At 65.5% G+C, this 23103-nt stretch carries 14 protein-coding genes; 7 read left to right on the plus strand and 7 right to left on the minus strand.

The features are described 5' to 3' along the window. Positions 1 to 4 precede the first annotated feature (4 nt). From ACVWZM_RS15970 to ACVWZM_RS15980, 3 genes are all read left to right on the plus strand, one after another. Complete coding sequence (locus ACVWZM_RS15970) at positions 5 to 1165, plus strand: acyl-CoA dehydrogenase family protein (RefSeq protein WP_018269158.1); 1161 nt, start codon at positions 5 to 7, stop codon at positions 1163 to 1165. A 40-nt stretch (positions 1166 to 1205) separates the two neighbouring features. Next, positions 1206 to 2006 (plus strand): enoyl-CoA hydratase/isomerase family protein, encoded by an 801-nt coding sequence (locus tag ACVWZM_RS15975; RefSeq protein WP_028341859.1) that lies wholly within the window; start codon positions 1206 to 1208, stop codon positions 2004 to 2006. 108 nt (positions 2007 to 2114) lie between these two features. Continuing rightward, positions 2115 to 2878, plus strand: a protein-coding gene (locus tag ACVWZM_RS15980; RefSeq protein ID WP_139481326.1) for an IS5 family transposase whose coding sequence is annotated in 2 segments (ribosomal slippage) — positions 2115 to 2450 and positions 2453 to 2878 — 762 coding nt in all. Because the reading frame shifts where the segments join, the coding sequence is not laid out codon by codon here. Between the two features lie 166 nt (positions 2879 to 3044). Here ACVWZM_RS15980 and ACVWZM_RS15985 read toward each other — a convergent pair. From ACVWZM_RS15985 to ACVWZM_RS16005, 5 genes are all read right to left on the minus strand, one after another. Next, positions 3045 to 5159, minus strand: a complete 2115-nt coding sequence (locus ACVWZM_RS15985) for an acetate--CoA ligase family protein (protein WP_253588228.1) — start codon at positions 5157 to 5159, stop codon at positions 3045 to 3047. Positions 5160 to 5462: 303 nt separating this feature from the next. After that, positions 5463 to 6218: a VOC family protein gene (locus tag ACVWZM_RS15990; RefSeq protein WP_253588229.1), complete on the minus strand. Its 756-nt coding sequence runs from the start codon at positions 6216 to 6218 to the stop codon at positions 5463 to 5465. A 3-nt stretch (positions 6219 to 6221) separates the two neighbouring features. Further along, complete coding sequence (locus ACVWZM_RS15995; protein WP_076832822.1) at positions 6222 to 7016, minus strand: enoyl-CoA hydratase; 795 nt, start codon at positions 7014 to 7016, stop codon at positions 6222 to 6224. An 82-nt stretch (positions 7017 to 7098) separates the two neighbouring features. Continuing rightward, positions 7099 to 8304 carry an ABC transporter substrate-binding protein gene (locus tag ACVWZM_RS16000; RefSeq protein WP_057020170.1) on the minus strand — a complete coding sequence of 402 codons (1206 nt, stop codon included), beginning with the start codon at positions 8302 to 8304 and terminating at the stop codon, positions 7099 to 7101. 158 nt (positions 8305 to 8462) lie between these two features. Then, positions 8463 to 15911: an Ig-like domain-containing protein gene (locus ACVWZM_RS16005; protein ID WP_456853832.1), complete on the minus strand. Its 7449-nt coding sequence runs from the start codon at positions 15909 to 15911 to the stop codon at positions 8463 to 8465. 478 nt (positions 15912 to 16389) lie between these two features. Between ACVWZM_RS16005 and ACVWZM_RS16010 the strand changes: the two genes are divergently transcribed. After that, complete coding sequence (locus ACVWZM_RS16010; protein WP_253588230.1) at positions 16390 to 17136, plus strand: thermonuclease family protein; 747 nt, start codon at positions 16390 to 16392, stop codon at positions 17134 to 17136. Between the two features lie 72 nt (positions 17137 to 17208). Next, positions 17209 to 18702, plus strand: a complete 1494-nt coding sequence (locus tag ACVWZM_RS16015; protein WP_076824772.1) for a M48 family metalloprotease — start codon at positions 17209 to 17211, stop codon at positions 18700 to 18702. Between the two features lie 168 nt (positions 18703 to 18870). Here ACVWZM_RS16015 and ACVWZM_RS16020 read toward each other — a convergent pair whose 3' ends face one another. Beyond that, positions 18871 to 19272, minus strand: coding sequence for a c-type cytochrome (locus tag ACVWZM_RS16020; protein ID WP_057015128.1), 402 nt, complete (start codon positions 19270 to 19272; stop codon positions 18871 to 18873). 192 nt (positions 19273 to 19464) lie between these two features. Between ACVWZM_RS16020 and ACVWZM_RS16025 the strand changes: the two genes are divergently transcribed. Beyond that, positions 19465 to 20274, plus strand: a complete 810-nt coding sequence (locus tag ACVWZM_RS16025) for a transporter (protein ID WP_456853834.1) — start codon at positions 19465 to 19467, stop codon at positions 20272 to 20274. A 131-nt stretch (positions 20275 to 20405) separates the two neighbouring features. On the opposite strand, the gene ACVWZM_RS16030 is transcribed toward ACVWZM_RS16025, so the two are convergent. Beyond that, a complete protein-coding gene (locus ACVWZM_RS16030; protein ID WP_168858674.1) occupies positions 20406 to 21695 on the minus strand; it encodes an MFS transporter in 1290 nt (429 codons plus the stop codon). 233 nt (positions 21696 to 21928) lie between these two features. Between ACVWZM_RS16030 and cyoA the strand changes: the two genes are divergently transcribed. Then, on the plus strand, positions 21929 to 23095 hold the full coding sequence (gene cyoA / locus ACVWZM_RS16035; RefSeq protein WP_253588232.1) for a ubiquinol oxidase subunit II: 1167 nt from the start codon (positions 21929 to 21931) through the stop codon (positions 23093 to 23095). Positions 23096 to 23103: the final 8 nt, after the last annotated feature.

Consider the following 23103-nt stretch of genomic DNA (forward strand, 5'->3'; position numbering starts at 1 on the left):
CATCATGACTGCAGCCCTTCGTTTCGATCCGATCCGCCTGCCGGAAAAATGCGAGCAGCTCCGCAAGGAGGTGCGCGCCTTCCTCGCCGAGGAAATCGCCGCCGGCACCTTCGATCCCCACGCGCCGAACCGCGAGGACAATGACGCGCCGGAATTCTCCCGTCGCGTCGGCGCCAAGGGCTGGCTCGGCATGACCTGGCCGAAGAAATATGGCGGCCAGGAACGCTCGTTCCTCGAGCGCTACGTGGTCACCGAGGAGATGCGTGTGGCGAACGCGCCGACCCGGCGCTTCTTCGTCGCCGACCGCCAGAGCGGGCCGGTGCTGCTGAAATACGCGCCCGAGCACATCAAGATGGACATCCTGCCGCGCATCTGCCGCGGCGAGGTCTGTTTCGCCATCGGCATGAGCGAGCCGAACTCCGGCTCCGATTTGTTCGCGGCGAAGACCCGTGCAACCAAGACCGACGGCGGCTATCTGATCAACGGCACCAAGATCTGGACTTCGTCAGCGCACATCGCCGACTACATGATCGCGATCTTCCGTACCTCGCCGCCGACCAAGGAAAACCGCCGCCACGGCCTGACCCAGTTCCTCGTCAAGATGAAGCAGCCGGGCATCCAGGTGAATCCGATCGGCCAGATCACCGGCCAGTTCGAGTTCAACGAGGTCGTGTTCACCGACTACTTCGTGCCCGACGATCACGTGCTGGGCGAGGTCGATGGCGCCTGGAAGCAGGCGACGTCGGAGCTCGCCTATGAGCGAAGTGGTCCCGAGCGCTTCCTCGAGACCTATTACGTGCTCACCGAGCTCGTGCGCGCGGTCGGCAAGAACCCGGACACCCGCAGCGCCGAGGGCATCGGCCGCCTGGTGGCGCAGGTGCACACAATGCGCCGCATGTCGGTGTCGGTCGCCGGCATGCTGCAGGCCGGCAAGGAGCCGGTGGTGGAGGCCTCGATCGTCAAGGACATCGGCACGGTGTGGGAGCAGCAGCTGCCGCATCGCGTCCGCGATCTCGCCGCCTTCGTCGAGGAGACCGCGACCAACCGCGAGACGCTGGAAAAGCAGCTCGATTTCGCCATCAAGACCGCGCCCAAGCTGACGATCCAGGGCGGCACCACCGAAGTGCTGCGCGGCATCATCGCCCGCGGACTTGGCCTGCGCTAGCCGCGCGGGCACGCCTGCGCTAATTCAACGAGGACAGATCATGACCAAGTACACTGATATCGGCGTCGAAACCCACGGCCATGTCGGCCTGATCGAAATCCGGAAACCCCCGCTGAACTTCTTCGACGTCGCGCTGATCAACCAGATCGCCGACGCGCTGGAGGAGTTCGACAACAATATCGAGATCCGCGCCTCGGTGCTGGCGGCGCAAGGCAAGGCGTTCTGCGCCGGTGCCAATTTCGGCGATCCGGCCCGCCAGGAGCAGGAGGAGCGCGCCAAGAGCGATCCGGCTTCCAACCTGCCGATCAACCATCTCTACGTTCAGGCGGTGCGCATCTTCCGCAACAAGAAGCCGATCGTCGCGGCGATCCATGGCGCCGCGATCGGCGGCGGCCTCGGCCTTGCCGTCTCGGCCGACTTCCGCGTCGCCTGCCCCGAGGCACGCTTTTCGGCCAACTTCACCAAGCTCGGCTTCCATCCGGGCTTCGGCCTGACCGCAACGCTGCCGGAACTGATCGGCAAGAACAATGCCGAGCTGATGTTCTACACCAGCCGCCGCGTCACCGGCGAAGAGGCCTATCGCTGGGGCCTCGCCAATGTGCTGGTGCCGCAGGATCAGGTGCGGGCGGAAGCGATGAAGCTCGCGCAGGAGATCGCCGAATGCTCGCCGCTCGGCCTGGTCTCGACCCGCGCCACCATGCGCGCCGGCCTCGCCGACCGCGTGCTCGCCGCAACCAACCATGAGCTCGCCGAGCAGACCAAGCTGCGCGCGACCGAAGACTTCAAGGAAGGCGTCAAGGCCACCGCCGAGCGTCGCGTCGCCAACTTCAAGGGGCGGTAGCCGCAAGCGCCGCTCTCTCCACGGGTCGTCCCGGCCTAGGTGGTGTGGACTCTAAGGATTCCCTTTTAGGCGCAAATCAGATTCAAGGCTGCTTTTGGGGAGGCCGCCTTGGGTGTGATGGACCGCTTGGTATTGAGCGACGCGACATGGGAGCGGATGGCGCCGCTGATCATCGGCCGGCCTGACCAGAAGGGTTCGACCGGACGGGACAACCGGATGTTTGTGGAGGGCGTACTTTGGATCGTGCGCACTGGCTCTCCCTGGCGTGATCTTCCGGAGGTGTTTGGAGACTGGAACAGCGTGTTTCGGCGCTTCAGTCGATGGAGCATCAAGGGGGTCTGGTGGCGCATATTCGAAGCGATGTCCGGTGATCCGGACTTCGAGTATCTGATCGTCGACTCCACCATCGTCCGGGCGCACCAGCACGCCGCTGGGGCGAAAAAAGGGGGTCTGAAGATCAGGCGATCGGTCGCTCGCGCGGTGGCCTGAGCACCAAGATACATATGGCCGTTCGCGGCCTGGGATGTCCCGTACGGTTCAAGCTCACCGCAGGTCAGAAGAGCGACGTACCGCAAGCCGCCGAATTGATCGAGGGATTACCTGCCCAGGTCGTCATGGCGGATACGGCTTATGACGCCGATCACTTGCGCCAGGCGATCGCTGCCAAAGGCGCGCTCGCCGTCATCCCCAACAACCCGTCACGTGCGCTCAAATATCCGCTGGACAAGCACCTCTATGCCCAGCGTCATCTCGTCGAATGCTGCTTCTCAAAACTCAAGCAGTTCCGCCGCGTCGCAACCCGCTTCGAAAAGACCGCCCGAAATTACCTGGCCGTCGTTACTCTCGCAGCCATCGTCTTATGGATGCGATAAATGTCCACACCACCTAGTGCGCAATTGCGCACGGGAGCCGGGACCCATACGCCGCGGCCCGCGGAAGGGGCACAAGCGGCGTCGGCTTCTCTTACAACTCACTTCGGTGGTTATGGTCCCGGCTTTCGCCTGGCTTTCGCCGGGACGACACCGGGGAGATATCTAGCTACCCCCTCGGTACCACCAGCGCATCGACGATCGTGACGCCCTGCCCCTCGGGGTGCACCAGCACCGGATTGACCTCGATCTCGGCGATCTCGCCTCGGTGCTGCGCCGCCAGCACTGAAATCTGCGAGATCAATCGGGCGAGTGCCGCGACATCCGCCTTCGGCGCGCCGCGGAAGCCGTGCAGCAGCGGCGCGGCCTTCAGCGTCTCAAGCATCGTGCTCGCTTCAGCCGGGCTCACCGGCGCGGGGCGATAGACCACGTCCTTGAACAGTTCGGTAGTGATGCCGCCGAGCCCCACCATCACCATCGGCCCGAACGTCTTGTCCGTCATGGTGCCGACGATGATCTCGACGCCCTTCCTGGCCATCGGCCCGACCAGCACGCCCTGGATTTCAGCGCCCGGCCGCTGCTTCTGCACCGTCTCCAGCATGTCGCGATAGGCCGTGAATGCCGCGCCCTTGGCGGCGATGTTGACGCGGACGCCGCCGACCTCGCTCTTATGCGCGATCGCGGGCGACTGGATCTTCATGACCAGTGGAAATCCGGCGCGCTCGATCGCAGCGTTGAGCCCGTCGCGGTCGGTCACCAGCACCTCATCCGGCAGCGCAATGCCGGCCGCGCGCAGCAGCGATTTGCTGTCATATTCCGACAACGTCTTCGACGTGAGATGCATGGAGAGATCGTGCGCCGGCGACGCTGATGCCGAGATCTCCGGCGCGGGCTTGAAGCCGGCATAGTCCGCCAGCCGCCGCATTGCGACGCCGACATGGGTCAGTCCCGAGAGCACCACCACGCCCGACTTCGCCAGCTCCTGCCGCGCGAATTGCGACGGCAGCGTGTAGGAATAGAACACCACCGGCTTGTTCTGCGCCGCGATCACCGGCTTCAGCTCGGCTTCCTTGAACGGCATCCGCGTCTCGCTCGACAGCGACAGCACCACCAGCGTCGCGTCCACTTCATCAGACGTGTCGAACAGCTCGATGCTCTTCTGCAGTCCGCCGGATGACACGCCCTGCGCGGTCACGTCGACCGGATTGCCCGCCGCGCCGTAGGACGGCATCCATTGCTTGATCTGGCTCTGGATCGCGGCTGAAAGCTCCGGCACGCGCAGGCCCTGCATCGAGACGGTATCGGCGCCCCAAATGCCGGCGCCGCCGGACACCGTCAGCACCGCGACGCGATCGCCCTTCGGCAGCGGATTGGTGGTCAGAACCGCGGCAATGGTCACGGCCTCGTCGAGGTCGTTGGAGACGATGAAGCCGTATTTCGCGAACACCGCGTCATAGGCCGCCGACCAGCCGGCCATGCTCGCGGTGTGCGAGGCCGCCGCGCGCTCGCCAGCGCCGGAGCGGCCCACTTTAGTTACGATGACGGGCTTTTTGAGCTCTGCGGCGCGCTTCGCCGCCGCCAAAAACTTGTCGACGTCGCGGATACCCTCGATGAACAGCAGGATCACGTCGGTCGAGGCATCCTGCACCATGTAGTCGAGGAACTCGCCGGCGCCGAGATCGCTCTCATTGCCGGCGCTGACGACATAGCTCAGCGCGACGCCGAGCGCCTTGGCGCGATGATAGATCGCAAAGCCGATGCCGCCGCTCTGCGCGACGATGCCGATCCGCCGCTTGCTGGCGACCAGATCGGGCGCATCCGGCTTGACGTCGACGGTCGGGCTGAAGGTCGCGGCGACCTTCTGCGCCTGGCTGTAAAACCCTTCGGCGTTAGGGCCACTGATCCGCATCCCGGTCCGCTTCGCCAGCGCGACGATCGCATCCTGCATGTCAGCGCTGTCGCCACCTTCCTCGGCAAAGCCGGACGAGATGATGACCGCGTTCTTCACACCGGCCGCCGCGCATTGCTCCAGCGCCGGCAGCACTGCACGGGCGGGAATGACGATAACGGCAAGATCGATCGGCGCGCCGATCTCGGCGACCGACTTGAAGCATTTCAGCCCGTCGATCTCGTCATAGTTCGGATTGATCGGATAGAGCGCGCCGGGATAGCCGTTCTTGCGCAGCATCGCGAGCAGCCGCCCGGGAATCTTCTCATGATCGCGCGAGGCGCCGATCAGCGCGATGCTCTTTGGTGCGAAGAAGGTATCGAGCGGATGCGGCATGGGGGCGTGTTCCCAATTGTTGTTGTTGCTCTTGACGATATTGGATCACCGCCGCCGGCTCAACCGCTCTCCCCGCAAGCACCAATCGTTCACCGTCACCCTGAGGTGCGAGCGAAGAGAGCCTCGAAGGGTGCACGGCCACTAGCCGGGCCGTGCACCCTTCGAGACGCCGCTTCGCGGCTCCTCAGGATGACGGGAGAAAGATGCGTAGCCCGGATACAGCGCAGCGCAATCCGGGGGCCGGTCTATCCGCGAAGAACGCGGCGGCCCCGGATTTCCCTTCGCTGCATACGGGCTACGAAATCACGCCGTCAGCTTGAACGTCACGCCGCAGAGCTGGAACCCGTCGCCCTTCACCGCACAGCCTCTCGTCTTCGCCGCCTCCAGCACCTTCGCCTTGTCGGCGACCTTGAACGTCAAGCCGCTCATGATCTCGCTGTCGCCCTTGACGAAGCGGAAGGTGCTGTTCGGCAGCTTCACCACGGCACCATCGGCGGGAATGCCGATGATCCTGCCCCAATGCGTCGCCAACGCCTCAGGCTCGGGGCTCTGCATCTCGACCGTGGTCAGCGCCAAAGTCGTGTCCTTGCGGATCGACTTCTGCCAGTCGGGGCCGGCCGGCGGGTACGGTCCCAGCACGTCGTCGCTGCCGTCGGTGTGGTTGAACTCGATGAAGGCGGCTCGGCAGTCGCGCGGATGCAGCTGCACGCCGTGATATGGCGCGTGCGTGATCACGTTGGCGGTGCGCACGCCCATCGCGTTGGCCTTGGCGCCACGCGCGTCGGGATCCTCACAAACGAAGATCGCCATATAGCCGCCGCGGCCGCCGGTCTTCTCGATGAAGCGGCCGGCCGCCGTCCCCGGCCCCGGCTGGAACGGCGCGACGACTTCGAGCAGGATGGTATCGACCGGCAGCAGCGCATTCTCGAGGCCGTATTTCGCGACGTTGCCGTCGCGATAGCAGACGTCGAGGCCCATGATCGCGGAGATGTCCGCGATCACGGGCGCAAGCTGCGGCGCCACCAGGCAGATCTGCCGCAGCCGCATGTACTCGGCCATGGTCTACTGCCCCTGGAAGGTGGGCTTGCGCTTCTCGACGAAGGCTTTTGCCGCTTCCTTGTGGTCCGTGGTCTCGCCGGCACGCGTGTGGTGGATCGCCTCGCCGTCGAAGCAGGCTTCGAGGGTCATGGTCTCGGCATTGTTGATGTTGCGCTTGATGTAGCCGAGCGCCACTGACGGGCCCTGCGCCAGCGACCGCGCCAGCTCCAACGTCTCGGCCTCGACGTCGGCATCAGGCACCACCTTGGAGACCATGCCGAGATTGTATGCTTCCTGCGCCGACAGCACCGGCGACATCATGTAGAGCTCGCGCGCTTTCGCGCTGCCGAGCATCTTGGTCAGGAAGTAGGTGCCGCCGTAGTCGCCGGAGAAGCCGACCTTGGCGAAGGCGGTGGTGATCTTGCAGGAGGCGCCGGCAACGCGGAGATCGCAGGACAGCGCGATCGAAAGCCCGGCGCCGGCCGCGGCGCCGTCGAGCTGCGCCACCACCGGCTTCGGCATCTGGTGCAGGATGCGCGAGACCTCCATGCCGCGGCGCAGGTTGGCCATCTTGGCCTCGAACGGCAGCGGGGCGCGGCCTTCCGCCATCGACTTGACGTCGCCGCCGACGCAGAAGGTGCCGCCGGCGCCCCGGATCAGCACGGCGCGCACCTCGGTATCGTCCTGCGCCCGCCGCGCCGCCTCGACGAGGCCGCGCGTCATGTCGGGATTGAGCGCGTTGCGCCGATCGGGGCGGTTCATGGTGATGGTGAGCAGGCCCTTGTCGAGGGATTGGAGGACCATCTGATTATCGCTCATGGCGTTTTGCCTTTCGTTGTTATTTTGATCCCGGGTTCGTGCTTCGCACGCCCCGGGATGACTGCGTGACTTCGTCACTTCGTCACTTCTTCACCAGCGGGCAGCGCGACTCCGACAGCGGCTGGAAGGCCTGGTCGCCCGGCACGGTCGCCACCAGCTTGTAGTCGTCCCAGCGGCCCTTCGATTCCGACGGCTTCTTGACCTCGAACAAATACATGTCGTGCACCATACGGCCGTCCTCGCGGATCTTGCCGTTCTTGGTGAACATGTCGTTGATCGGGCTCTCCTTCATCACCTTCATGACGGCGGCCGCATCGGTGGTGCCGGCGGCCTTCACCGCCTTGAGATAGTGCGTCACCGAGGAATAGACCCCGGCCTGTGCCGAGGTCGGCACCCGCTTGGTGCGCTCCATGAAGCGCTTCGTGAAGGCGCGGCTGTCGTCGTTGAGATCCCAGTAGAAGGCTTCCGCCAGCAACAGGCCCTGCGCGGTATCGAGCCCGACGCTGTCGATGTCGGTGACGAAGGCCAATAGCGGCGACAGTTTCTGGCCGCTCTTGGTGAGGCCGAATTCGGCTGCCTGCTTGATCGCGTTGATGGTGTCGCCGCCGGCATTGGCAAGGCCGATCACCTTGGCCTTCGACGCCTGCGCCTGCAGCAGGAAGGACGAGAAATCCGAGGTGTTGATCGGATGCCGCACGCTGCCGAGCACCTTGCCGCCCGACTTCACCACGACGTTGCTGGTGTCCTTTTCCAGGTCCTGACCGAACGCGTAGTCCGCGGTAAGGAAGAACCAGGTATCGAGACCGGATTTCACCGCGGCAAGGCCGGTCACATTGGCCTGCGCGAAGGTGTCGAACACGTAGTGCACGGTATAGGGGCCGCAGGCCTCGTTGGAGAGGCGGATCGAACCCGGACCGTTGAACATGATGATCTTGTTGCGCGCCTTGGCGATTTCGGCAGCGGCGAGCGCGGTCGCGGAGGCCGCGACGTCGAAGATCATCTCGACGCCCTGGTTATCGATCATGTCGCGGGCGATGTTGGCGGAGAGGTCAGCCTTGTTGAGATGGTCGCCGACCACGATCTCGACCTTGCGGCCGAGCACCTCGCCGCCGAAATCCTCCACCGCCATCTTGGCAGCGGTTTCGCTGCCCGAACCGGTGATGTCGGCATAGAGGCTCGACATATCGAGGATGCCGCCGAGCTTCAGCGGAGGCTTGTCCTGCGCCAGCGACGCATTCGCCGAGATCGCAAACGCACAGGCCAACACGCCGGCCAAAACTCGTCTCATTCCAATCCTCCCTTGCAGCGCGGACCTCGTTCCATCAGGTCCGTTTCGAGGGCCGGATCATGCCGCATGGCCTGCACTGCAGCAAGCCGCAGCGGCAGCAATCTGTTTTCCACTAAGCGGAATGAAGCGCCGCGCCGGAGCTTCCGGCGGCGCTGCGATCAGAGATGAAAGTCGGGAACGGTCTGATGGGGCGTTCCCGCCGGCAGGCCGAGGAACAGGTACTGCATGCCATAATGTCCGGCGAATGCCGATGCCGTTGCATCCATGATGATGCGACCGCCCAGATCCAGATGCAATTCCGGCCGGGTAATAGCCCCGAGTGTGTAGGCCGGCACGATGGTCTCGTTGATATGCAGGGCGTCGAAGACGGCGGACACCGCCGAAAGCGAGGCCGCATTGCCGGCCAGGTCGACGACATCGGCGCCATCGGCGGCGAAGCCGGTCACCGCCAGCGATCCGGCACGATCCGTCGATGACACGATGTGATCGAATACCAGCTTCGAGGAATCGCCGAGCAGCGCCGTCGCCGCGGCGTCGTAGATTGCGGTGCCGCCATCGTTCAGCGTCAGGCTCGGCGTGCCGCCATTGACATGCACCGCCTCGTTGAAGCCGACCGTCAGTTGCACCAGCGAACCCGGCGCCGCGACGCCGCCGGAGGGCGTCGCCGTGATCCCGGCGAGATGGGGCGCCGTGGTGTCGAGGGTGAACGTCAGGCTCGACGACGCGCTGACATTGCCGGCGGCGTCGACCTCCTGCACCGTGACGGAGTGCATACCATCAGCCGTAAAGACCGGCGCCGCCGTGGAGAAGCCCGAGGCGCCGTCGGCCTTGTAGCGCAGCGTGTCGGCCGCATCGAACTTGGTGTAGTCGATCAGCGGATTGCTGGTGATGTGGTCGGCGCTGGAGACGCCGGTGTCGCGGTGCAGCGCCAGCGTCGGCGCCGATGGCGCCTTGGTGTCGCCGGTGAAGCTGACCGCGTTGCTCGCTCCGCCGGCGTTGCCGGCGATGTCGGTGTAGCTCGCCCCTGCAACCGAAAGATCGGCCGACAGATGGTCGGTGACATCGGCGGTGAAGGTCGCGGTGTAGATATCGTGGCCCGCGCCATTGATGCCGACATGGACGAGGCTGCCCAGCAGTCCGCCATGGACGGTGACGTCGCCGAGTCCGAAACCTGCGACCGCCTCGGAGAAGGTGAACGTCATCAGCGCGGCGTCGCCGGCGTGCAGCAGGGTGTGATCGGCCGCCACCGATACCGTCGGCGGATGCGTGTCGCCACCGATCGTCGCGGTATTGCTCGCCGCGCCGGCATTGCCTGATACGTCGGCATAGCTTGCGGCCGTGACCCGGATCGAACCCGCCACGACGTCGTTGATATCGGGCGTGAAGATCGCGGTGTAGACGTCCTGCCCCGACACGTTGAGCCCGACATGGACCAGGTTGGTCACCGTGCCGCCGGCGACGACGGTATCGCTGAGCGCAAAGCCCGCGACCTGCTCGGAGAAGGTGAAGGTGACAACCGAAGTCTGGCCCGAAAGCACCGCGCTCGGGCTCGCGGCAACCGACACCGTCGGCGCTCTGGTATCGCCAGTGAAGCTGATGGTGCCGCTCGCCGCACCGGTATTGCCGGCAACATCCGTATAGCTCGCGGCGGTGACTTGCACCGAGCCCGCTTCAGTGTTGCTTTCGTCCGGCGTGAAAATTGCCGTGTAGACGTCCTGGCCCGATGCGTTGACGCCGACATGGAGCAGATTGCCCAACGCCCCGCCATGCACCGTGACGTCACCGAGCGCGAAGCTCGCGATTTGTTCGGAAAAAGTGAACGTCACCAGCGCGGTCTGGCCCGCCAGCAGCGCGTGACGGTCAGCCGCGATCGACACCGTCGGCGCCAGCGTATCGCCGCCGATCGTCGCGGTGTTGCTTGCCGCGCCGGCATTGCCGGCCACATCGCCGTAACCGGACGCATTCACCTTCACCGAGCCGGTCTCGGTGTCGCTGACATCGGGCGTGAAGGTCGCGGTGTAGACGTCCTGCCCAGCCCCATTGAGCCCGACATGCACGAGATTGCTCAGCGCGCCGCCATGGACGGTGATGTCGCCAAGGGCGAAGCCCGACACGGCCTCCGAAAAGGTGAAAGTCGCGACCGAGAGGTCGCCGGCCAGCACCGTGTCGGGATTGAGCGTGACGGAGACCGTCGGCGCCAGCGTGTCACCGGTGAAGTTGATGGCGTTGCTGGCAGCGCCGGCGTTGCCGGCCGTATCGCTATAGCTCGATGCATTGACCTGCACCGAGCCAGCCTCGGCGTTGGTGACGTCGGGCGTGAAGGTCGCGGTGTAGATGTCCTGGCCGGCGCCGTTGACGCCGACATGGACAAGGCTGCCCAACGCGCCGCCGCTGACGCTGATGTCGCCGAGCGCGAAGCCCGCGACGGCCTCGGAGAAGGTGAAGGTCACGACCGCGGTCTGACCGGCGAGCAGCGTACCATGGTCAGCCGAGACCGATACAGTCGGCGCCTTGGTGTCGCCGCTGAAGCTGATCGTGTTGCTCGACGAGCCGGAATTGCCGGCCGTATCGCTATAGCTCGATGCATTGACCTGCACCGAACCTGCCTCGGTGTTGGTCACATCCGGCGTGAAGGTCGCGGTGTAGACGTCGTGGCCGGCGCCATCGATGCCGACATGGGTGAGGTTGCCCAGCGAACCGCCCTGGACCGTGACATCATCCAATCCAAAGCCGCTGACGGCCTCGGAGAAGGTGAACGTGACAACCGCGCTATCGCCGGCAACCAGCGTGGTGTGATCGGCTGCAACCGCCACCGTCGGCGCCTTGGTATCACCGGTGAAGCTGATCGCGCTGCTTGCCGCGCCGGCGTTTCCGGCGCTGTCGGTATAGCTTGACGCGTTGACCTGCACCGAGCCCGCCTCGGCGTTGGTCACGTCGGGTGTGAAGGTTGCCGTGTAGATGTCCTGGTGCGCGGCGTTGACGCCGACATGCACGAGATTGCTCAGCGCGCCGCCGCTCACCGTCGTGTCCGTCAACGCGAAGCCGGTAACCGCCTCGGAGAAGGTGAAGGTGACGGTCGAGGTCTGCCCGGCCAGCAGCGCGGTCGAGCTCGCCGCAACCGACACGGTCGGCGCGATCGCGTCGATCACGAGATGCAGGTCGGTCGCCGCATGGGTCACGTCGGCGTCCTGGCCGCCGGGATCCCTGATCGTGCCGCCGTTGAGCGAGAGGCTCTGCACCTGAAGATCGGACGTGCTGTCGCCGTCCTGCACCGTGTAGCTGAACACCAGCGCCTGCGAGCCGCTGCCGCTCAGATAGGTCGCGGCCTTGCCGTCGTTGAGCAGCAACTCCGGCGCGCCGGTCACGTTCACCGTGTTGCTGAAGTTGACGGTGATGGTCACTACCTTGCCGGCGTTCAGGATCGTGAGATGATCGGTGGTGTCAGAAGTGACCGAGGCGATGCTCGCCTGTGACCGGATCTCGAGATGCGGAGAGGCCGAGCCGTCGGACGCCAGCATCAACGAGCCGGCCGAGGCGCCAGCGCCAAAACTCAGTTTCAGTGATGCGAGCGTCGTGCCGCTGCCGCTTTTCACCAGCAACACGCCGTTCGCATAGGACAGCGTCGTCGTGGCATCATAGGCGATGTTGCCGAAGTCGATGGTGTCGCCGCCGGCAAAGCCGGTGATCGACGTGCTGAAGGAGGCGCCGGAGAATGCCGCGGCATCGAGCACGAGTTTTTCGGTACTGCCGTCGGTGAAGGCGATCGCGCCGGTCCCTGCCGCGCCGTTCGCCGCCAGCTCCAGGATGGAGCCCTTGATGACGGTGCCGCCCGAATAGGTGTTGTGCGCGGACAGCACCAACCGGCCGCCGCCGGTCACCTCGACATCACCAGGCGTCGTGCCATCGGAAATGACGCCGCTCTGGGTGACGGTCTCGCCGGCGGCGACGTTGAAGACCGGATCGCCCGCGACGGTGATGTTGCGGGTCTGCGTGAAGCCGTCGGTGAAGCTGATACCGGTGCCGTCGCCAAGCTTCAGCACATTGGTCACCGCGCCGAGATTCACGTTGGCGGAGATCGACACCCGGGTGCCGGCGCCGCTGACCGTGGTATTGCCGGTGTAGGTGTTGTTGCCGCCGAGGATGACGGTGCCGCCGCCGCTGATGGCGAGGCCCCCAATGCCCGCATTGGCACCGGTGCCGCCATTGCCGCTCTGGTCCGCGATGTCGTTGGCAACCGTCAGCGTCTGGCCGCTGGCCGGCGTGAAGCTGAGATTGTTGTTGCCCTGGATGAAGATGCCGGAGCCGAAACCCGAGCCGCTGGCCTGGCCGATGCCATTGGTGCCGCCCTTGACGGCGCTGAAGCCGGAATCGTTCGACAGCGAGCCGCCCTTGACGGTCAGCGAGCCGCCTTGCTGAACGAAGATGGTGCCACCAGCGCCGAGGCCGCCACCCCCACCCGCCGTGCCATCACCGCCGCCGAAGCCGCCGAGCCCGCTGACGCCGCCACCGCCGCCGAAGCCGCCACCGCCGCCATAGCCGCCGCCACCACCGAAGCCACCATTGCCGAACGCCCCGCCGCCACCGCCGTAGCCACCATTGCCGCCGTCGATTGCGTTGCCGCCGCCGACGCCACCGCCGGTACCGTGCGCGCGGTTGTTGTTGCCGAAGAAGCCACCCGCGCCGCCGCCGCCGCCATTGGCGCCGCCCGTTCCGCCATACCAGTAAAGCATGGTCCCGCCTCCGAACGGGATCAGGTAGCCGTCGACGCCTTTGCCGCCCCCCGCGGCGCCGGGAACGATGCCAGCGGCCCCGTTCTGAAATGCGGCAGAGTTCGCACCCTGTGCGTGAAGGCCGATGCCGCCACCGCTGCTGTTTCCGCCTTGGCCCCCCATGCCGCCACCACCGCCGAAGCCGTCGATGTTGGCGTTGCTCGCGGTACTGCCGGTTCCGCCATTGCCGCCGATCGCGACACTGTTGTGAAATACGACATTGTCGATCGTGGCGCTGCCGTTCGCCGAGACGAACAGGGCGCCGCCGAGCCCGGCGCCACCGCCGCCGCCGCCCTGGATGATGCCGCCGCCGGCCGCCACCGTGTTCTGGATGGTCAGGTTCTCGAGATTGACGTTGCCCGCATAGACGAAGAAGCCACGCTGGGCGTTGAGGCCGTCGATCGTGTGCGTGCCGCCGTGGCCGTCGCTGCCGTTGATGGTGACGCTCGATCCGCTCAAGAGATTGAGCGCGTACAGCTCCGACGAGAGGCTGAAGCTGGCGGTGATGTTGATGGTGTAGTTGGCATTCGGCGCGGCGTTCTGGCCGCCGGAATCCATCTGCAGGATGGCCGCATTGAGCTCGGTGACGTTTGAGACATTGAAGACGCGGGTCGACACAAGCTGCACGACCGTGCCGCCATTCGCATCCTGCGAAAGCTGGAAGCGGGCGCCGCCGTCGAGCCCGTTCACCGTCAGCGTATCCGTCACTGTGCCGTTCGAGATCGAGAGCGTGTTGCCGGAAAGACTGACCGTGTTGAGCGAGGTATTCTGGGTGTTGTAGTGCAGCCCGGTCAGGTCGATGGACTGGCCGGGATTGAAGTTGGAGATGCTGTTGGTGAGCGCGTTGCCGGTCAGCGCGGCGTCGTCGATCTTCAGCGTGCCGGGAAGGCCGGTCGTGAAGGAGATGTTGCCGGTGCCGGCTGCGCCGGCCGTCGCAAGCCACACTGTGCCGGAATAGATCGTCGTGCTGCCATAAGTGTTGGCATGGCCGAGCACGAAGGTGCCGCCGCCGTCGATGCCGAGATTGCCGCCGCCACTGATCAGGGCGGTATCGGTGACGGTTGCGCCGTTCGCGATCTTCAGGAGCGAGCTGCCGCCGACCGAAATTGAGTCGTCGAACGTGCCGCCCGTCGTCAGCGAAAGATGCGCGCTGCTCAGGTTGAGCGTCCCGGTCAACCCCGCGAGCTGACCGAGCCCGAGCTGCAACGTGCCGGCGCCCGACAGCGTGAACGTACCGGAGCCGCTGATCGCGCCGGTGTCGGCAATCGTGCCGGACGAGATGTCGAAGGTGCCGCCAGCGGCGGTGACCTGGATGTTGTGGGTGAAGGTGTAGCCGCCGGTCGTGGTCAGCGTGCCGCCGTTGAGGATCAGCGCACCGGCCGAACCGCCAATGTTGTTGTCGGCCGTGATCGAGAGAGTGTTGCCGGCATCGATCTGCGTGCCGCCGACATAGGTGCTCGCACCCGTCAACGTCAGCGTACCGCCGCCGGAGACGACCAGCTTGCCGGTCGTGCCGCTGCCGCTGATGCCACGTTCGTCGGCGATCGTGTCAGCTATCGTGAGCGTCGTCGATATCGTCGGCCCGCCCGCGAAGGGGGAGGAGATGGCGTGCGTCGGCGTGACGATCATCGTGCCCTGGATGAAGATGTCGCCATAGGCGGAGCCGTTACCCGCACCATTGGCGCCGGTGCCGCCGGTCTCGGTCGCATCCATCAAGGTGCCGCCGATGACCGTCAGCGTGCCGCCTTGTTGAACGAAGATGTCGCCGCCGGCGCCAAGGCCGCCGCCACCGCCGCCGGCGAGCGAGCCGCTGCCGGCGCCGAATCCGCCGGTGCCGGGCGTGCCGTTCGAACCGCCGCCTCCGCCGCCGAAACCGCCATTGCCGCCGGTATGCGCGTATCCGCTGCCGTTGCCGGAGCCGCCGCCACCGCCGCCCATGCCGCCGGCGCCGCCGAAGCCGATCAGGGTGCCCGAGGGGCCGCCGCCCACCGAGTTGGCGCCGCCGATGCCGCCGCCGCCGCCACCGACACCGCCGCCACCACCGCCGCCACTCGCGCCACCGCCGGCATGTGCTCCGTAGCCTGAGCCGCCGTAATTGTCGGCGCCCTGTCCGCCGCCCGCCGCACCTTCGATCGTCGCCGGTGTGCCGCCCGCGGTCTGCGCCCCGGTCGAGGGATGCTGGCTGTCGGAGCCCGCCTCGCTGTAACCGCTGCCGCCATTGCCGTGATAGCCGTAATAGTCTTGGCCGCCGAAGCCGCCGCCACCACCACCGCCGCCATTGCCGCTGCCGCCATCGGCACCGATGCCGCCGCCACCGCCGCCGCCGCCGGCCGGATCGACCACGCCGCCATCGCCGCCCTTGGCCGTGTTGCTGCCGAAATTGACGTCGTTCAGCGTGACGTTGGCGTTCTGTCCGACGAACAGGCCGCCGCCGAGGCCCGCGCCGCCGCCGCCACCGCCGACCCCGCCATTGCCGCCGCTCGCAACCGCGTTGACGATCGTGAGGTTCTTGAACGTCACCGTGCCTGATGTGACGACGAAGCCTTGATAGCCGCGCGCATCGATGATGTCGCTATAGTCCTGTCCGCCGAGTTGATTGTTGTAGTCGGAGTTGCCGTCGAAGGTCAGCGTTGAGCCGTTCATCAGATTGATGGCCGGCAGATCGTCCAGCAATTGCAGCGTGCGCGCGCCGGACGAGAGCGAGAAGTTGATGACGTAATCGGTGTTGGCCGCAGCCAGACCACCGCCGACGCTGATCGCCGAGATCGCGTTGTAGAGCTGGAGATAATCGTGCAGCGGATCGCTGGTCGTCAGCGTCAGAACAACGGGATTCGACACAAGGACCTCGGCAATATGCGTGAGCGACCGCAATCGGTCGCCTTTCAAAAAATTGCCGAATAGTTACCTTGCGCCGCAAGTCATTGGCAACAATAACGAATTCTCATTCCGCGCACGGAGTTGCAATCATGAATGGGTAAGGTTGACGCGTGCGAGGGCCGCTCGACGCACGATCGGACGGCAATTTTCGTCACGACGAGGGGTGCTGAAGACGAGTTCGTCCCGCGACAGGCACGCATTGATGTGAAACACCAATTTCGCCTGTGCACGCGATGAGAAGCGCCGCAGAAAAATTGACCACCGAATCAACGATGGCATCCCTCGATGCGATTTCGCTTCGCTTGTGGTGGCTCTGAAGCGATCTTTCCATCAGACTGTCCTTGTTGGCGACCACGCTCCGAGCGGAGCGCGCCGGAGTGACGAGTGCCGCATGACGCCTCCACGCGATAGAGCATGGCGTCGCCGTCCGTGGGCGGTGATGATGACAGCATGCGTCCTCGCGACCGGCGCGTGCAGCGGACGCGCCGAAGCGGCTGGATGCAATTTCGAGATTCAGGGCGAGGGTCGCGTCGCCGCCATCGTCGATGCGCGCAGCCTGCGGCTCGACGACGCCCGTGAGGTCAAGCTCGCCGGTATCGAGGTGGCCGACAAGGCGAAGACCATCGCTGCACTGACGGCGCTGCTGGTCGGCCGCGAGGTGACGCTGCGCGGACAGGACGACACGCCGGACCGCTATGGCCGGCAGCCGGCCTACGCATTCCTCGAAGGCAGTGAGAAGCCCGTGCAGAGCGAGTTGCTGCGCCAGGGCCTCGCTGTGGCGTCATCCGAGGTCGCCGACAAGGACTGTGCGGCGGCGCTGATGGCGGCCGAGGCCGAGGCCAGGGCCGCCCGATCGGGAACCTGGGCCGAGGCCACCGTCATAAAAAACGCCGAAAGTTCCGCCGATATTTTGACCGGGATCGGGCGTTTTACAGTGGTCGAGGGCAGGGTTTTGTCCGTGCGTCAGGCGGGCGCGACGACCTACCTGAATTTCGGTCGAAACTGGACTCAGGACTTTGCTGCGACTATTTCAAGGCGCATAGTCCCTGCGTTCGAGGCGGCCGGGCTTGCGCCCAAGTCTCTGGAAAATCGTAAGATTCGTGTACGAGGCTGGGTGGAAGCACGACGTGGGCCGCGAATCGAACTGCTCCGGGTGGGGCAGCTTGAAGTGCTCGGCGGGAACTAGAGGCCCAAGGGACTCAAGAGACCCAGGGGCCATGCCCCGGTCTTTTTACGGGACAATTTGTGAGTTTTTGACGTGATTGAGCGCGCAGGACGGCGTGAAGAGGGGACTGGCCGCCGCCTTTTGGCTGCGCCGGCGCTCGTCTGCGCCGCCCTGACGCTGTCGGCCTGCGGCAATGTCGGCCGGTTCGAGCAGGCCGCGCCCACGGCAGCAGCGGCGCCGGTAAAGCCGAACCGCGTGGTACAGCAGACGCCCACGAGCGAACGCGAACATGAGCGCATCCTGTCGTCCTATGGCGGCGCCTACGACGACCCGAAGCTCGAGGCCCTGATCAGCAAGACCGTCGAGCGGCTGGTCGCCGCCTCCGAACGACCCGACCAGGCCTACAAGGTCACGATCCTCAATTCCGGCGCGGTCAACGCCTTCGCGCTGCCGACCGGCCAGCTCTATGTCACGCGCGGCCTGATTGCGCTCGCCAGCGACACCTCCGAGCTCTCCTCGGTGCTGAGCCACGAGATGGCGCATGTGCTGGCCAAGCACGCGGCGATGCGCGAGGACCAGGCCCGCCAGGCGGCTGTGGTGACGCGCGTCGTCACCGACATGAGCACCGATCCCGATCTCACCGCGCTGGCGCTCGCCAAGACCAAGCTGACGATGGCGAGCTTCTCGCGCCAGCAGGAGTTCGAGGCCGACGGCATCGGCGTCGGAATCGCCGCTCGCGCGCATTTCGATCCCTACGGCGCGGCGCGCTTCCTGACCGCGATGGAGCGCAATGCCGCGCTCAAGATCGGCAAGACCGCGCTCGATCCGCGCGCGCAGGACTTCACCTCGTCGCATCCGGCGACGCCCGAGCGCATCAACAACGCGCAGACCACCGCACGGCAATACTCATCGCCCGAGAGCAACGAGCGCGATCGCGAGACCTATCTCGCCGCGATCGACAACATCGTCTATGGCGAGGATCCCAGCGAAGGGTTCGTGCGCGGCCGCCGCTTCCTGCATCCCAAGCTCGGCTTCACCTTCACCGCGCCCGATAATTTCACGCTCGACAACACCGCGCAGGCGGTGATCGGCGTGCGCGAGGGCGGCAGCCAGGCGATGCGCTTCGACGTGGTGCGGGTCCCGGCCGAGCAGTCGCTCGGCGACTACCTGAATTCGGGCTGGATGGAAGGGGTCGAGAAGTCATCGACCGAGGACCTCAACATCAACGGCTTTCCGGCGGCGTCGGCCACCGCCCATGGCGACCAGTGGCAGTTCAAGGTCTATGCGCTGCGCTTCGGCAGCGACGTCTACCGCTTCATCTTCGCCGCCAAGCAGAAGTCCACCGAGAGCGAGCGTAACGCGCGCGAGACCGTCAATTCGTTCCGCCGCCTGACGCTCGACGAGATCCAGGCCGCGCGCCCGCTGCGCATCAAGGTCATTAACGTGCAGCCCGGCGACACCGTGGAATCGCTGTCGCACCGCATGTCCGGCGTCGATCACCCGGCCGAGCGCTTCCGCGTGCTCAACGGCCTCGACGCCCATGCCCAGGTCAAGCCGCGCGACCGCGTCAAGATCGTGGTGGATTGAGGCCGCGAGGCGTCGTGCTCGCGCCTCACCACCGCTGTCGTCCCGGCGAAGGCCGGGACCCATAACCACCGTCGTTCATTATTGGAAGAAGCTCGGGCCACAGCGCGCTCGAACAACACAACCCTGTGGTTATGGGTCCCGGCCTTCGCCGGGACGACAGGCTACATTCTACTTCGCCTTCTCCTTGAGGAAGGCAATGATGTCGGCGCGATCCTTCGGGTCCTGAACCTCGTAGAACATCTTGGTGCCCGGAACCATCGTGTCCGGACCGGTGAGCCATTTGTCGAGATTCTCCTCGGTCCACACGATCTTCGAGTTCTTCAGCGCCGGCGAGTAGTCGTAGCCTGCGACGGAGCCGGCTAGGCGGCCGACGACACCCTTGTGCATCGGGCCGACGTCGTTCTTGTCGATCGAGTGGCAATCGCCGCAGCCTTGGTACAGCGTGGCGCCGCGCGCCGCATCTCCCGCGGCACGGGCGCTGTTCAGGGCGAGCAGAATTGCGATGGCCGCCATCGCGGCAATTTTGGCTTGCCGCGGCGCCAGCACGCCTGCGATCGAACGAATGCTCATTCCCGGGGCTCTCCTGTTTGCCACCACAACAGGAGCAGGCATGCCGCGATTCTATTCCCTGGAATGCCGCGCGCTCGCGCGACCGGCGACTGACGAAGATTTTTGAGCCAACCGGGAATTTCCCCGCGCCCCGCCGATCTCTATCGAAAGCTGCCACCTCCGCAGCGGCGCCGGGCTATTGGAGCATCCCCAGTGTTTCAGAATCGGTTCGGCGCCGTCGCTCGACTTGCCGAACTCGGGTGCGTGCTTGCTGCGCTCACACTCGCAGCAGCCACCGCCGCGCGCGCGGACGGCTGTCCCAAGCCGGGCGACGAAATCGCGACCGACCGGCCCGACGTCACCAATTCGAGTATCGTCGTGCCGGTCGGGAGCCTGCAGAACGAGAACGGCATCAACCTGACCGGCCGGAGCAGTGGCCGCAGCATCGACGGCAGCAACAGCCGCTGGCGGCTCGGGATTGCGCCCTGCCTCGAGGTGCTGATCGACCTACCGAGCTATGTCGGCACCGTGAAATCGCCCGGCGCGTCGGGCTTTTCCGACGTCGCGCCTGCCATCAAATGGCAGATCAGTCCGCTGCCGGGGAAGATCGACCTCTCGATCACGGCCGGCGTCGCGCTGCCGACGGGCGCTGCCGAAATCGCCGGTCGCGGCGCGCAGCCCTACATCCAGTTGCCGTGGTCATGGGAGTTGCATGACGGCTGGGGCGTCAGCGGCATGTTCACGGAATTCTTCCGCCCTGCCGAGCTGACCGGCCGGCACATGTCGGAAGCGACCTTCGTGATCGAGAAGAAGCTGACCGAGCGGATCAGTGTGTTCACCGAATATGTCGGCGACTATCCCGACGGTGCGCGGCCGACCCAGCTCATCAACTCCGGCGGCCTGTACCAGATCACGCCGACCCAGCAGATCGACTTCCATATCGCGTTCGGACTCAGCCGCAACTCGCCGAACTACATCGTCGGCCTGGGGTACTCGTTCCGCGTCGACGGATTGTTCCGCTAGCCCACCTCCCCTTGAAAAGGGGAGGTCGCTTTGCTCGCCAGAGCAAAGCGGGTGGGGATCTGCTCTCTCCGCTTGCAGCGGAGCCTATGGCTGATCCCAACCTTCCCCCTTTCAGGGGGAAGGAGAAGAGTTCAACCCTCGGCTTCGCGCAATCCGCTCAGCCACAGCGCCAGCAGCGTCCACACCGCGCCCGACAACAGGTACGCACCGGCCGAGATCAAGCCGAAATGCGTCGCCAGCAGCAGCGCCGCGAGCGGCGCAAAGCCGGCACCGAACAGCCAGGCTAAATCCGAGGTCAGTGCCGAGGCCGTGTAGCGATAGTTGCGCGCGAAGCTCGAGGCGATCGCGCCCGACGACTGGCCGAACGACAGGCCGAGCAGCACGAAGCCGAGCACCATGTACACCGTTTCGCCAAACGCGCCGGCATCGAGCAGCTGCGGGGCAAAGCCGCTATAGACCGCGATCGCGACCGCAGACCCGAGCAGCAGCGGCTTGCGCCCGACGCGGTCGGCGATCATGCCGGAGGCGACGATCGCGACGACGCCGACCATGGCGCCGATCATCTCGATGATCAGGAAGCGCACCGGGCTTTCCTTGGTGAACAGGAACACCCAGGACAGCGGAAACACCGTGACCATGTGGAACAGCGCAAAGCTCGCCAGCGGCGCAAAGGCGCCGAGCAGGATGTTGCGGCCCTCCTGCGCGATGGTCTCGCCGACCCGCGCCGGCTCGAGATCGCGGCTTTCGAACAGCTCGGAATATTCATCCGTCGCCACCATGCGCAGCCGCGCGAACAGCGCCACCACGTTGATCGCGAACGCGACGAAGAACGGATAGCGCCAGCCCCAGTCGAAGAAATCATCCGCCGAGAGGTTGCCGGCGAAGAAGGCGAACAGCGCGCTGGCCACGATCAGCCCGAGCGGCGCGCCGAGCTGCGGCACCATCGCGTACCAGCCGCGGCGATGCGCCGGCGAATTCATCGCCAGCAGCGAGGCAAGGCCGTCCCAGGCGCCGCCCCAGGCGATACCCTGCAGCACGCGCGCGGCGGCCAACAGCCAGATCGCCGCGACGCCGATCGTGTCGTAGCCGGGCAGAAACGCGAGCGCCACCGTGGCGGTGCCGAGCAGGAACAGCGCGATGACGAGCTTGGCGCCCTTGCCGTGGCGGCGGTCGACCGCCATGAAGATGACGGTGCCGAGTGGCCGCGCGGCGAAGGCCAGCGCGAAGATGCCGAATGAATAGAGCGTGCCGGTCAGTTCATTGACGAACGGGAACACCAGCTTCGGGAACACGATGACCGAGGCGATCGCATAGACGAAGAAATCGAAGAATTCCGACGTGCGTCCGATGATGACGCCGATGGCGATTTCGCCGGGTTTCGCCTGCCCGTGACCTGATGCGGTCGGGGTGCCGTGAGCCATTGCTGGGGCTTGTGCCATCGCCGGAGAACCGTCCTTTGGAGCACGATCAAACCGGTTTTCCGAACAGACCGTGCTCAAACAAGAAGTGAGGCCACGGGCAGATTGCCACGCGGTCCACCTCACCTTCTGACCCTCCATCCCGCAGTGCAACATTGGACAAATTGTCCAATGTGAACTTTGCTGCATTGCAGCTACCCCTTGGCGGAACTCATAAAATTCAAGTGGGGTGAGCCGTGCGCGCCTTGAAATTATTGGCCTTATTGCCGTTCGCGGCGCTCCTTGGCGGGTGCGATTTCGTCGTCCTGGCGCCTGCCGGCGACATCGCCGTCCAGCAGCGCGACCTCGTCGTCATCTCGACCGTGCTGATGCTCATCATCGTGCTTCCGGTGATGGCGCTGACCGTGTTCTTCGCCTGGCGCTACCGCCAGTCCAACGCCGCGGCCCCCTATGAGCCGGAGTGGGATCACTCCACCCAGCTCGAGCTCGTGATCTGGTCGGCGCCGCTGCTGATCATCATTTGCCTCGGCGCGCTGACCTGGATGGGCACCCATCTGCTCGATCCCTACCGCTCGCTCGGCCGCATCGCCGCCGACAAGCCGATCGAGAGCAAGGACGCCCCGCTCAATGTCGAGGTGGTCGCGCTCGACTGGAAGTGGCTGTTCATCTACCCGGATTACGGCGTCGCCGCCGTCAACGAGCTCGCAGCTCCGGTCGACCGCCCGATCCGCTTCCGCATCACGGCGTCCTCCGTGATGAACTCGTTCTATATCCCCGCGCTTGCCGGCCAGATCTACGCCATGCCCGGCATGGAGACCAAGCTGCACGCGGTCGCCAACAAGGAAGGCACCTATCGCGGCTTCTCCGCCAACTACAGCGGCGCCGGCTTCTCCGGCATGCACTTCGACTTCAAGAGCCTGTCTGGCGCCGATTTCGACAAGTGGATCGCCACCGCCAAGGCGAGCAGCAACATGCTCGGCCGCACCGACTATCTGCAGCTCGAGCGTCCGAGCCAGAACGATCCGGTCCGGCTCTACCGCTCGGTCGACCGCGATCTCTACAAGGCGGTCCTCAACATGTGCGTCGAGCCCGGCAAGATGTGCATGAGCGAGATGATGGCGATCGACGCCAAGGGCGGCCTCGGCCGCGAAGGCTTCAACAACACGCTGCCGCTGACCTACGACAAATACGCCCGCCGCGGCGCGCCGCTCGGCTCTGAGCCGACCTTCGTCGCCGGCATCTGCTCGATGGACGAGATCAAGGACGCGCCGTCGCACGAGGTCACCGCGCCGCTCGACCTGACGCCGCTGCGCGGCTTCGGGCTGAAGCGCCCGCCGTTCTCGCCCGCGCACCCCTCGTCGACATCCTTGCTGCTCGGTCAGCGTCCGAAATCAGAGTCCTGAGGAGGACC

This window comes from Bradyrhizobium sp. USDA 4501, assembly GCF_054062115.1.